Genomic DNA, 11366 nt, shown 5'->3' with positions numbered 1-11366 from the left:
TTATTCCTTATACCTTCTTTTCTTTAAAAATACCCTATTAAGACATCATTAATTCTTTTTTCCGACCATCGGTTTGTTTTAGTGATGAACTTCGGCTCAGGGTCCTGCTTATTTGCAGGTATACTTCACCAACTGCAGCAAAAGCAGCTTTCTGCCATTCCATCCTGGCTTATGCTGTACTGCCTCCGGATAACACCCAGGCAAGACCCTGGCAATAAGTGTTCACGGTCCTGAGGGCAGTGCGGTTACGCAGGCTGATAGCTTTGTCGACTATGCTGCTTCTGTTGCCATGCAGGGGCAATTCCCCGGTAAAGCTGAAGTTGCTTTCATGGATATTCTCCTGACAACAGTCCGCGGCTCCCGATTCGGGGCTGCTGTTGTGCCGGCACTCTGTCGGGGTATTGGAAGTATCGTGTACTGTTATATCTTCTCCTATAAAAAGGTCTAGTACAGTAGATGCCGCTGGAATTGGTGTCGCCAGGCTGATGGCACTCACAGCGAGGGAGGTTAGGAAAACAGCTGGTGTACTTTTCATAGTTTTTTTATTTTAAAAGATGTGCCTCAGTGTGAGAAGGTTGCTTCAGCAGGTTAAAAAATAACGGCCCTGCCAGAAGCCTCACCTAAAACAAGCACACTATTCAATGTCACTCCGCCCGCAGCGACTTCACAGGGTCTGTGAACGCTGCTCTCATGGCCTGCATGCTCACCGTAAGCAGGGCTATGAGCATGGCGATAGCGCCGGAGAGGGCAAAAATCCACCAGCTCAGGTCTGTGCGGTAGGCAAAGTCCTGCAGCCATTTATCCATGCCGTACCAGGCCAGCGGGCAGGCAATAACAATGGCAATGAACACGAGCATGGCAAAATCTTTTGAAAGCAGCATGACGATGCTGCCGGTGGAGGAGCCTAATACCTTGCGGATGCCGATTTCCTTGGTGCGCTGCTCTGCGGTGAAGGAGGCCAGTCCGAACAAGCCCAGGCAGGCTATCAGGATGGTGAGGCCGGCGAAGTACCCGAACACTGTCAGCATTTTCTCTTCGGCATGGTACTGCGCATCGAAGTGCTCATCCATAAAGAAGTACTGCATCGGGTGTTGGGTGTCGAAGGCGCGCCATTTGCTTTCGACAAAGCTGATGGTAGACACTACATCCTCTGCTTTGATGCGCGCCATCAGGTAACCCGGTGATTCAGGGCTAAGTGCCAGGATGAGTGGCTCCACATTGGTATGCAGCGACTTTACGTGGAAGTTTTTTACAACCCCGATAACTTTGGCGTCCCAGTCAATCATCTGTATGCGCTTGCCAATCGGGTCAGACCAGCCCAGCCACTTGGCTGCTGGGTATATCGTTGGTGTTGGAAACCATCTCTATATTCGGGTTGCTTAAAAGCTGCTGCTTGATAATGGGCAGGCGCTTCACGAGGGTGGTATCGCCACCCGGAACATCTATTACCATCACCTGGTCTTTGTTGAAGCCCAGGTCACGGCTGCGCAGAAAGTGCATCTGCGTAAACACCACGATGGTTCCGATGATGAGCATCAGCGAAACGGTGAATTGTGTGACCACCAGCACCTTTCTCAGCGAGGCGCTGCCGCCTCTCGGTGCTTTGTCTGTTTTCAGCACATCGACGGGCTTAAAATTAGAAAGGAAGAAAGCAGGATAGCTGCCGGCCACCACGCCCACAAACACGATAATAGCCAGCACCATCAGCAAAAACTCCCACTGGAAAATGAAGTTAGATGCAAAGTTCTTTTCCGTGAGCGCATTAAAAGCCGGCATCATTACCTGCACAATGTCAAGCGCCAGAATTGCAGCGAGCAGTGTCATCAGCACCGATTCGCCTATAAACTGGCTGATGATCTGGCTTCTGTCTGCCCCTACCACTTTGCGCAGGCCAACTTCCTTGGCACGCTTCGCAGAGCGGGCAGTGGCCAGGTTCATATAGTTGATGCAGGCAATAAGCAGGATGAACACAGCTACGGCAGCGAAAATATACACATAGGAGATGTTCCCGGCGGGGGATATGTCGGCGCCATATTCTGTGTCGAAATGTATTGATTTAAGTGGCTGCAGCACGAAACGCAGGCTGGCATTCAGTTCGTTTTCTTTTATCCAGGGGACGATCTTGTTTTCAGCAAAAGCATCCAGTTTTTCCTGGAAAGCAGGTAGGTGGTCCTCGCTCTGCAGAAGGGCATAGGTATAGCGGTTCATATTAAACCACTGATCTGCTGTAATGGCCTCCTCTTGTGCAATAGTGCTTCGGGATAAGAAGGCGTTGGCTATAATGTGCGAGTGCTTCTGGTCGTGGAAAACACCCGTCACTTTGTAGGAGTTTTTGCTGAACTTCAAGAGCTTACCCATGGCACTTTCGGCACCTCCAAAGTATTTTTCGGCCATCTCCTCGCTGATAACAATTGTCTGCGGCGCATCGAGTGCTGTGTTAGGGTCGCCGACTACGAGTTTATAGTCAAAAACCTCAAACAACGTGCTGTCGGTGAAAAACAGGTCTTTTTCGTTAAAGCTTTTGTCTTTGTGCCAGACCGTTTGGGTGCCGACAGGTAAAAGCTGTACCACCTGCTCCACCTCCGGAAAGTCCTAGCGCAAGGCCGCAGAAACAGGCGGTGGTGAAAGGGCAAACTTGTTTGGCTCCTGGCTGTCGAACTTTATCTCCCCGGCCAGGCGCACAATGCGATCGGCCTTGGAGAAGTGCTTTTCATAGCTGAGTTCGTCCTGCACATACAGAAAAATCAGTACACAGGAAGCCACTCCAATGGCCAGACCAGCAATGTTGATGGTAGAGTAAACCTTGTTACGGAAAAGGTTTCGGAAGGCTATTTTAACGTAGTTGGCGAACATGGGCTTAAACGTTGTATGTGGTAGGGAGAGGCCGGTGCAGTGTCTGAGCCTCTCCTGTTGCTAATTTCCTTTGTATGCAAGGCCTGAAAAGGTTGCCGATACGGCCTGGTACTTCACAGGCAGAAGGTGGCGTAGCGATAAAAGCAAGTCCTTTCCTGATTTGCGTCTTTATTGCCTAATGCTCCTGCAGAAGCCAGGGTGGGCTGCATCGGTACTTACTCTGTTCTAAGTGACTTCACAGGGTCTGTGGTAGCGGCCTTGATTGCCTGGTAACTGATCGTAGCCATGGCGATGATGAAGGCCACGATAGCTGCCAGTATAAAGATGTCAGTGCTGATGTTGATGCGGTAAGCGAAATTGTCGAGCCACTGCCGCATGGCGTACCAGGCGATTGGCCAGGCTATTATGTTGGCCACCAGCACCAGCTTCATAAAGTCTTTGGAAATAAGGGCAACAATGTTGGCCACCGGAGCACCAAACACCTTGCGGATGCCAATCTCTTTTTTGCGCTGCACGGTGGTGTAAGAAGCAAGCCCAAACAAACCCAAGCACGCGATCAGGATGGCAATACAGGAGAAGATGGTGAATATCTGTGCTTTCTTCTGCTCGGCTTCATAGGTCTGCCCATACAACTGGTCCAGAAACTCATATTCGAACGGGTAGGTGGGCAGGAACTTGTTCCAGGTTTCTTCTATGTGCGCCAGCGCCTGCTGTGTATCACCACTGATTTTAATAGAGATTTTGCGGTAGTTGCCCCACCCGGTAACCATAAACACCATGGGTGAGATTTCCTTATGCAGCGACTCGAAGTTGATGTCGTTTACCACGCCAATGATACGCCCGTTGTTACCACCATAGGTGAAAGCCTGGTTAATGGCCTGCTGTGGATTTTGCCAGCCTATCATCCGAACGGCTGCCTCGTTCAGAATATATGCTGCTGTGTCGTCGCTTCTGAATTCGCGGCTGAAGTTTCTGCCTGCCACCATTTTCATGTCGTAGACATCCAGCAGATCATGATCAACGGTTACAAACTTAATGGTAGCTGCCGTTGGTGCCATGCTGTCTCCTTTTGCCACCTGCGCGCCTGAGGAGTTTAGCAGCTGCTCGGTTGGTATCAGCTGCGACCTGCCCACACCCTGTATGGCTGATGACTTCTGTAATTCTGCCTTAAAAGCTTCCATTTGGGGCCTTATCGCAGGAAACTCCTGCAGAATCACCATCTGTTCCTTGTCAAAGCCCAGGTCCTTGTTCTGGATGTAAACCAGTTGCTGAAAGATAATGCCGGTCGCAATGATGAGAATAATGGAAATAGAGAACTGCACAATCACCAGCGACTTACGGAGCAGCGGGTTTCTGGAAGAGTTGCTTAAGGTGCCTTTGAGCACAGTGGCAGCCTGGAAATGCGACAGGTAGAAAGCAGGGTACAGGCCTGCCAGCACACCAATCAGCACTGGTAGCGAGAGCAGGAGTACCAGTAGCCACTGATCAGTAAACAGGTTAGACTCTATTTCTTTGCCGGTAAAGCTGTTTAGCCAGGGCAGGCAGATTTCCACTATTCCCAAAGAAAGGAAGGTGGCAATTGTTACCAGCAGCACAGACTCCAGCAGGAACTGGAAAACGAGGTTGTGCCTTGCTGCGCCAATCACTTTCCGTACGCCAACTTCTTTAGCCCGGCTGGTAGAGCGGGCCGTGCTGAGGTTAACGTAATTGATGCAGGCAATTAGAAGGATAATAACGGCTACTATTGAAAGGATGAAAATGCTGTCTATGTCACTGTTGACCTCCAGTTCTGAATCCAGGTTAGAGCGCAGGTGAATGTCTGTCAGCTTTTGCAGGTAGAGGTTGGTAAACTCGCTGGGTTTTCCGTCTCCTGCATGGCTGGTGCCTGCCAGGTGCCTGTCGAGGAAAGAGGGTAATTGCGCCTGTATCTTTTTTGCCTCCTCTTCTGATGGCAGCAGCAGGTAAGTAGGGAAGGAGTTGTTTCCCCATTGGGTTTTAAGTGCCTCGGCACCATACACAGTAGAGTCATTGAGCGTAGCAAAAGACCCCAGTAATTCCGGGTGAACGTGTGAGTTGGCCGGAAAAGATTCATACACGCCCTCCACCCTTAAGCTTGAGTTTTCTCCGAAATGCAGCACTTTTCCTACAGGTTCTTCGCCGGGAAAGTATTTTTCAGCTGTTTTATCACTGATTAGCAGAGTGAACGGTTCGCGCAGCGCTGTCTTTGGGTTTCCTTTTACCAGGTTGATGTCGAAAATCTCCAGGGCTTCAGGCTCCGCAAAGAACATGTCATCTTCTCTGAAGGTTTTTTGTGCTTCTTTGTTTTCCAGCATCACACCAAAAGTAACCATTCTCGCTACGGCTTCTATTTGGGGAAAATCCTGTTGCAAAAGTGGTCCTATGGGCGGGGCCACACGGGCAAGGTGCAGGCTTACAGATCCATCTTTAGACAGGAAGTCGCGGGTAACTCTGTAAATGCGGTCTGCCTTTGCATGGTGGCGGTCGTAGCTGAGCTCGTCTTTTACAAAAAGGAAGATGAGGATGCAGGCTGCTATACCTACTGACAGGCCACCAATGTTGATGGCAGAATATACTTTATTCCGGGCCAGGTTTCGGAAGGCAATCTTTAGGTAGTTTTTTAGCATCTGCATTGAGGTTAAGCTTCAGAAATCAGTTATTAAGGAAAGCGAACTTCCTACGGCTCCGCCTTTTCAGCACGGCTGGTGACGAAAGCATGGGCAATAGCTACTTTAATTTTTATCTTATTAGCAGCCAAAACTGAAGGTATTGGGGCAACAGGTAAGTCTGCATGCCGGCCTCACATTGGCTGTGAAGTCAGGGCGTTTCGGGTGTAAGGATTGTGCGTGGGGCGGTGCTGTAAGTATAAGTTTTGCAGGTAGGCGCGGGTGACGCGCCTACACTACTACAAACAACATATAAACAAACAACAAATCTTATAGAGGGCACTACAGTAGCTCGGCTGCGTGGCGCTTCACGTTCAGGTTTTCGGTTACAATCTGGCCGTCGAACAGGTTCACGATGCGGTGGGCGTACTCGGCATCTGAAGGGGAGTGCGTTACCATTACTACCGTTGTGCCAGCTTCGTTCAGTTCAGACAGCAGCGCCATCACCTCGCGGCCGTGCACCGAGTCGAGGTTACCGGTCGGTTCGTCGGCGAGTATCAGGCTGGGGTTGGAAACGGTGGCGCGGGCAATGGCCACACGCTGCTGCTGACCACCTGATAGCTGCTGCGGGAAGTGATTGCGCCGGTGGGCGATGCCCATGCGCTCCATAGCCGCCTGCACGCGCTTGTTTGTTTCCTCTTTCCCAACACCCAGGTAAGCAAGTGGCAGCCCGATGTTTTCTAACACGGTCAGTTCGTCAATCAGGTTAAAGCTCTGGAACACGAAACCAAGGTTCTCTTTGCGCAGCTTGGCACGCTGGCGCTCAGTCGCGTTGCTGATGTCTTGGCCCAGGAAGGTGAAGGTGCCGGAAGAAGGGCTGTCAAGCATACCCAGGATGTTCAGCAGCGTGGACTTGCCGCAACCAGAAGGGCCCATGATGGCCACAAACTCTCCTTTTGCTATTTTCAAATCTACGCCGGCGAGGGCAGTGGTTTCCACTGTATCTGTTACGTATTTTTTCTCCAGGTTCTTTGTTTCGATAATTAAGTCTACCTTGTTCATGGTCCCTTTATGTTTATGAGTTTTTTTTCCTGATAGTTTTATTTTGTACTAGGGCAGTAATTAATGTGCTAATCTATTTCAACTCCAACCTGTCAATGTCGCCGTAGCTGTCGTAGGAGGAGAGGACTACTTTTTCGCCTGGCTGCAGGCCGTCCAGTACTTCGTAATAGTTCGGGTTCTGGCGGCCCAGTTTGATGTTGCGTTTGGTAGCGAAATCACCTGACTTATCTACTACAAATATCCAGTTGCCGCCTGTGCTCTGGTAGAAACCACCGCGTGGCACCAGCACTGCTTTGCCGCCGTCGTTAAGGTTCAGCTTCAGCTGCAGGGTCTGCCCGCGGCGAATGCCTTCCGGTGCGTCTTTTGTAAATTGCATGTCCACCTTAAAGGTGTTGTTCTGCACATCCGGGAACACCTTGGCAATGCTTACCTCGTGTGTTTTTCCGTTGAACTCGAAAGTGCCGGTGAGCCCTTCGTAGACACGGGAAATATAATGCTGGTCGATGTTGGCAGTTACTTTATAGCCGCTCAGGTTGTCGATCTGGCCAATGTTCTCGCCGGCTCCTTTCGACTCACCTACCTCTGCTTTCAGCGTGGAAAGCTGGCCTGTGATAGGGGCTACCACATACAGGTTATTCAGGGTGTTGCGGGCCATGCCAATGTTGGCGCTCATGCGGGAGATGGAAAGGTCGAGCTGACGCAGGCGGTCGTCCATGAGTTTGGCATCCTGTTTTACAGACCGCTCGGCCAGGGTTTTGCGCTTGTTCAGGTAGTTGTACTCATCCTGCGAGGCGTCATACTCCTCCTGCGGAATTACTTTTTCCGCTATCAGCATTTTGTTACGCTCGTATTTTCTTTTAGCCAGGGCCAGGTTGTATTCAATCTCCGCCAGGTCGTTTTCTTTCCGGATCAGGTCCTGCTTCATTTCAATCTCTGAGTTCTGGCGCTCGTTCATCAGGTCGTACAACTGCGATTCGCGTGTCATGAAGTCGATCTGGAGTGTGGTGTTTGAAAGCTTCAGGATGGTATCGCCTTCCTGCACTGTCTGTCCGTCTTCCTTGAAGACCTGCTCTACGCGGCCACCTTCTGCAATGTCGAGGTAAAAGGTTTTAAGCGGCTCCACCGAACCATCAATGGCAATGAACTCCTGGAAAACACCATCCTGCACGTTGCCCAGTGTTACACGTTCGCTGTCTACATTCAGCTTAGAGGTGTGCTCGGCAAAGAGAAGATTGTAGATTAGCAGCACCAGCAGCGCCACAGCGCCCCCTATGATGGCAATCCTTTTTGGTGTGTTCGTTTTCTTTTCAATTACCCGATCCATTTTGAAGATATATTAACGCTTTTGTTTTTTTCGTACTGTTTGTTTCAGTGTTGCCAATAAATGTGCCATAAAACGGAATGTATTGATTATCAGTATGTTGGATATAAGTATGGTGCTTTGACGATGTTTGAAGTGTCCGCTTCCGAACACCCGGGTGTCTGCATCCGAACAGCTTGCAAAAGATGCTGCAAAATTGGTTAGGAGAATTGTGGCCAGACAGGTATACTTAGCAGCTGGCATGGTATTTTGCCCTAAAAATACGTAATTTTACATACTTTTACCCTACTGACGCGCACCTGAACCATGAGTAAAACCGCCTGCAACATACTGATAGTCGATGACGAGGAGGATATCCTGATGGCAGGCCGGCTGCTTCTGAAGCAGCACTTTTCATCTGTGCAGACTACCTCCGACCCTTACACAATCCCTTCTCTGCTGCAGGAACACCAGATAGATGTGGTACTGCTGGACATGAACTACAGTACCGGGGCTACCTCCAGCAAAGAAGGCTTGTACTGGCTGAAGCAGATCAGGCAAACCTCCCCGAGAACTTCTGTTATTCTGATGACAGCTTATGGCGATATTGAGCTGGCAGTGCGCGCCCTGAAAGAAGGAGCCGCTGACTTTGTGCTGAAGCCCTGGCAGAACGAGAAATTGGTAGCCATTCTGAAATCAGCCTGCCAGAAAAACAGCAGCAAGGAAAGCCGGACGGCAGAGGCAGCCGAGCAAAATAACACAGTGTACCATTATGGGGAATTTATTGGTGTGTCGCCGGCCATGCAGCGGGTGTACCAGACAATAGACAAAGTAGCAGGCACTGATGCCAACGTGCTCATATTAGGCGAAAACGGCACCGGTAAAGAAGTGGCCGCCCGGGCGCTGCACCGCAAATCCAAACGGGCAAATGAGGCTTTCGAGAAAGTAGACCTGGGCGCTGTGAGTACCACTTTGTTTGAAAGCGAGCTGTTTGGTCACGCCAAAGGCTCCTTTACCGATGCCAAAGAAGACCGCGCCGGCCGTTTTGAAGCAGCCACTGGCGGAACGCTTTTTCTGGATGAAATTGGAAACCTGTCGCCGGCGCTGCAGGCTAAACTGCTGACGGTGCTGCAAGGCCGTCAGGTTATCCGCTTGGGTACCAATAAGCCGCGGCCCATTAACATCCGCCTCATTTGTGCGACCAACATGCCGCTGTATGAAATGGTGCGGGACGGAAGCTTTCGGCAGGATTTGCTCTACCGCATCAATACAGTAGAAATACACCTGCCCCCGCTTCGGGAGCGCCGCGAAGACATTAAACTACTGGCAGAGCATTTCCTGAAGATTTACAGTCAGAAATATGAGCGCCCTGGCCTGCGCATGAACCAGAACACCCTGCGCCGCCTGAACGAGTACCACTGGCCTGGCAACATCCGGGAACTGGACCATGCCATGGAACGCGCCGTGATACTTTGCGATGGAGACGAGCTGCAGGCCGGGGACTTTTATTTCGCGCCCAGCGAGGCCGCACGGGAGCCACGCCAGCTGGTAGAAAACTTAGCAGAAAGTGACTATACGCTGGACACGCTGGAGAAGATGATGGTACAGAAGGCGCTGGTAAAGCACTCCGGCAACATTACGCACGCGGCAAAAGAACTGGGTATTACGCGCACTGCCCTTTACAGGAGAATAGAGAAGCATGGTCTTTAATGGTTTTAAGGCTAAGCTGCTGTTTCGGTTATTGCTTTTGGTAGCAATTATCGTTGTTACCATTTTCGTTATTTATCGCACGGACTGGTACATGACGGCTTTTTGCCTTTTCCTGCTGGTGCTGTTTCAGCTCTACGACATGCTTTTTTTTGTAGAGCGCACCAACCGCGACATCAGCAGCTTTCTGGAAGCCATCAAGCACTCTGACTTTACACAGCGATTTGCTGCCGAAGGGCCTAATTCCTCTTTCCGCGACCTGTATGCCAGCTTTAACGATATTTCGGAGTCTTTTCAGCGGGTAAAAACAGAGAAGCAGGCGCACTACCACTACCTGCAGACTATTGTGGAGCAGGTAGGTGTTGGTATTCTTACCTTTGACGAAGAAGGAGAGGTGCAGCTGGTAAACCATGTGGTCAAAGAGCTGCTGCGCGTGCCGCATTTGCGCAGTGTACACGCCCTCTCACGGGTGAGCCCGGAGCTGGTGCATGCGCTGTGGCACACAAAACACAATGACAAGGCCTTGGTAACTGTGGTGCTGGACCAGGATCAACTGCTGTTGAACATAGCTGTTACCGAACTGCGCTCGCAGGGGCAACTGCTGCGGATTGTAACGCTGCAAAACATAAAGTCAGAGCTAGAGGAGCAGGAACTGCAGACATGGCAGAAGGTAATTCGGGTGCTCACACACGAAATCATGAATTCTATAACGCCTGTTATTTCGCTTACATCTACCGTAGCAGGTTTACTGGAAAGTGAAGTTATAGCCAAACAGGCTGCCGGAGAAGCCATAGAGGAGGAGGTGCTGGAAGATATGCAGGCGGGACTGCAGACAATAGAACGGCGCAGTGCTGGTATGCTAAACTTTGTGAAAGACTACCGCCGCCTGATGCGGCTGCCTACCTCAGAGCTCCGTCCGGTAAAGGTACGGGAACTGCTGCAAAGCGTACGGCTGCTACTGCAGCCCACCATGCAAACACAGCACATCAGCCTTAAACTCTACCTGCCCGATGACAACCTTACCATACTGGCTGATGCAGAGCAACTGGAACAGGTGCTGATTAACCTGATCAAGAACGGAATGGAGGCCTGTGAGGCAGTAGAAAAGCCCTGTGTGGAAGTAATGGCCTATATACCCGAACTGGAAAAAAATAAAATCCGGATTGATGTGACAGATAATGGAGAAGGTATTCCAGCTGAAGTACTGGATAAAATGTTTATCCCGTTTTACACCACCAAAAAGCAGGGATCGGGCATTGGTTTAAGCCTGTCAAAACAAATCATACGGCAGCATGGGGGCAGTATTAGGGTAAACACACAACCCAGAGGCCCGACCGTTTTCAGCCTGCAGCTAAAGGCATTAACCGAATGACTAAATTTTGAATAACTGAATATGCAGGGAGTGTATTCAGTTATTCAAAATTAAACCAGCGCCTGCTGCACTGCCTGCGACAGCACATGGGCTGGCATAGCCCCGGACTGGCGCCATACCTGCTGGCCATTCCGGAAGAGTATAAAGGTAGGCACGCCCTGCACCCGGTATTGTGCCGCTGCTGCCTGGTTTTTGTCTACATCCACTTTAATAACTTTCAGCTTCCCGTCAAACTGGCTGGCAACCTGCTTCACCACCGGTGACATTGTTTTGCACGGGCCGCACCAGTCGGCATAAAAGTCTACCAGCACCGGCATGTCTGGAGTGTTTATCAGTTCCTGAAATGATTTCTTCGCCATGGCTTTCACATCTTACATTCAACCTGAATACGGGTATGGTAGGAGCGTGGGTTACACCAGGGCAGCGCCTGTACTTCTGGTTAAAAGCA

Annotated in this window: 10 protein-coding genes; 2 read left to right on the top strand and 8 right to left on the bottom strand. The window is 50.5% G+C overall.

Features of this window, described 5'->3' with window-relative positions; translation table 11 throughout:
* Positions 1-169: 169 nt before the first annotated feature.
* From ACYVB1_RS18765 to ACYVB1_RS18735, 7 genes are all read right to left on the bottom strand, one after another.
* Positions 170-535: a hypothetical protein gene (locus tag ACYVB1_RS18765; protein WP_460925342.1), complete on the bottom strand. Its 366-nt coding sequence runs from the start codon at positions 533-535 to the stop codon at positions 170-172.
* 109 nt (positions 536-644) lie between these two features.
* Positions 645-1286 carry an ABC transporter permease gene (locus ACYVB1_RS18760; protein ID WP_460925341.1) on the bottom strand — a complete coding sequence of 214 codons (642 nt, stop codon included), beginning with the start codon at positions 1284-1286 and terminating at the stop codon, positions 645-647.
* A gap of 22 nt (positions 1287-1308) precedes the next feature.
* Positions 1309-2580 carry an ABC transporter permease gene (locus ACYVB1_RS18755; RefSeq protein ID WP_460925340.1) on the bottom strand — a complete coding sequence of 424 codons (1272 nt, stop codon included), beginning with the start codon at positions 2578-2580 and terminating at the stop codon, positions 1309-1311.
* A gap of 12 nt (positions 2581-2592) precedes the next feature.
* The gene (locus tag ACYVB1_RS18750; RefSeq protein ID WP_460925339.1) at positions 2593-2853 is read right to left on the bottom strand and encodes an ABC transporter permease; all 261 of its coding nucleotides are present in this window, start codon (positions 2851-2853) and stop codon (positions 2593-2595) included.
* A gap of 215 nt (positions 2854-3068) precedes the next feature.
* Complete coding sequence (locus ACYVB1_RS18745; RefSeq protein ID WP_460925338.1) at positions 3069-5498, bottom strand: ABC transporter permease; 2430 nt, start codon at positions 5496-5498, stop codon at positions 3069-3071.
* 321 nt (positions 5499-5819) lie between these two features.
* Positions 5820-6539, bottom strand: a complete 720-nt coding sequence (locus tag ACYVB1_RS18740; protein ID WP_460925337.1) for an ABC transporter ATP-binding protein — start codon at positions 6537-6539, stop codon at positions 5820-5822.
* A 73-nt stretch (positions 6540-6612) separates the two neighbouring features.
* Positions 6613-7863: an efflux RND transporter periplasmic adaptor subunit gene (locus ACYVB1_RS18735; RefSeq protein ID WP_460925336.1), complete on the bottom strand. Its 1251-nt coding sequence runs from the start codon at positions 7861-7863 to the stop codon at positions 6613-6615.
* A gap of 303 nt (positions 7864-8166) precedes the next feature.
* Here ACYVB1_RS18735 and ACYVB1_RS18730 point away from each other — a divergent pair, with 303 nt between their 5' ends.
* Positions 8167-9549: a sigma-54-dependent transcriptional regulator gene (locus ACYVB1_RS18730; protein WP_460925335.1), complete on the top strand. Its 1383-nt coding sequence runs from the start codon at positions 8167-8169 to the stop codon at positions 9547-9549.
* Between the two features lie 37 nt (positions 9550-9586).
* Positions 9587-10918 carry a sensor histidine kinase gene (locus ACYVB1_RS18725; RefSeq protein ID WP_460925334.1) on the top strand — a complete coding sequence of 444 codons (1332 nt, stop codon included), beginning with the start codon at positions 9587-9589 and terminating at the stop codon, positions 10916-10918.
* A 50-nt stretch (positions 10919-10968) separates the two neighbouring features.
* Here ACYVB1_RS18725 and trxA read toward each other — a convergent pair whose 3' ends face one another.
* Positions 10969-11277 (bottom strand): thioredoxin, encoded by a 309-nt coding sequence (gene trxA / locus ACYVB1_RS18720; RefSeq protein ID WP_460925333.1) that lies wholly within the window; start codon positions 11275-11277, stop codon positions 10969-10971.
* Positions 11278-11366: the final 89 nt, after the last annotated feature.

This window comes from Pontibacter brevis (assembly GCF_054779655.1).
Note: the sequence above shows the minus strand (reverse complement) of the source record. Positions and strands in the feature narration are given on the sequence as shown.

Coding starts and splice junctions, on each gene's coding strand:
- ACYVB1_RS18735 (WP_460925336.1), bottom strand. CDS start 7,863: ATGGATCGGGTAATTGAAAAGAAAACGAACACACCAAAAAGGATTGCC.
- ACYVB1_RS18760 (WP_460925341.1), bottom strand. CDS start 1,286: ATGATTGACTGGGACGCCAAAGTTATCGGGGTTGTAAAAAACTTCCAC.
- ACYVB1_RS18750 (WP_460925339.1), bottom strand. CDS start 2,853: ATGTTCGCCAACTACGTTAAAATAGCCTTCCGAAACCTTTTCCGTAAC.
- ACYVB1_RS18765 (WP_460925342.1), bottom strand. CDS start 535: ATGAAAAGTACACCAGCTGTTTTCCTAACCTCCCTCGCTGTGAGTGCC.
- ACYVB1_RS18740 (WP_460925337.1), bottom strand. CDS start 6,539: ATGAACAAGGTAGACTTAATTATCGAAACAAAGAACCTGGAGAAAAAA.
- ACYVB1_RS18745 (WP_460925338.1), bottom strand. CDS start 5,498: ATGCTAAAAAACTACCTAAAGATTGCCTTCCGAAACCTGGCCCGGAAT.
- trxA (WP_460925333.1), bottom strand. CDS start 11,277: ATGGCGAAGAAATCATTTCAGGAACTGATAAACACTCCAGACATGCCG.
- ACYVB1_RS18730 (WP_460925335.1), top strand. CDS start 8,167: ATGAGTAAAACCGCCTGCAACATACTGATAGTCGATGACGAGGAGGAT.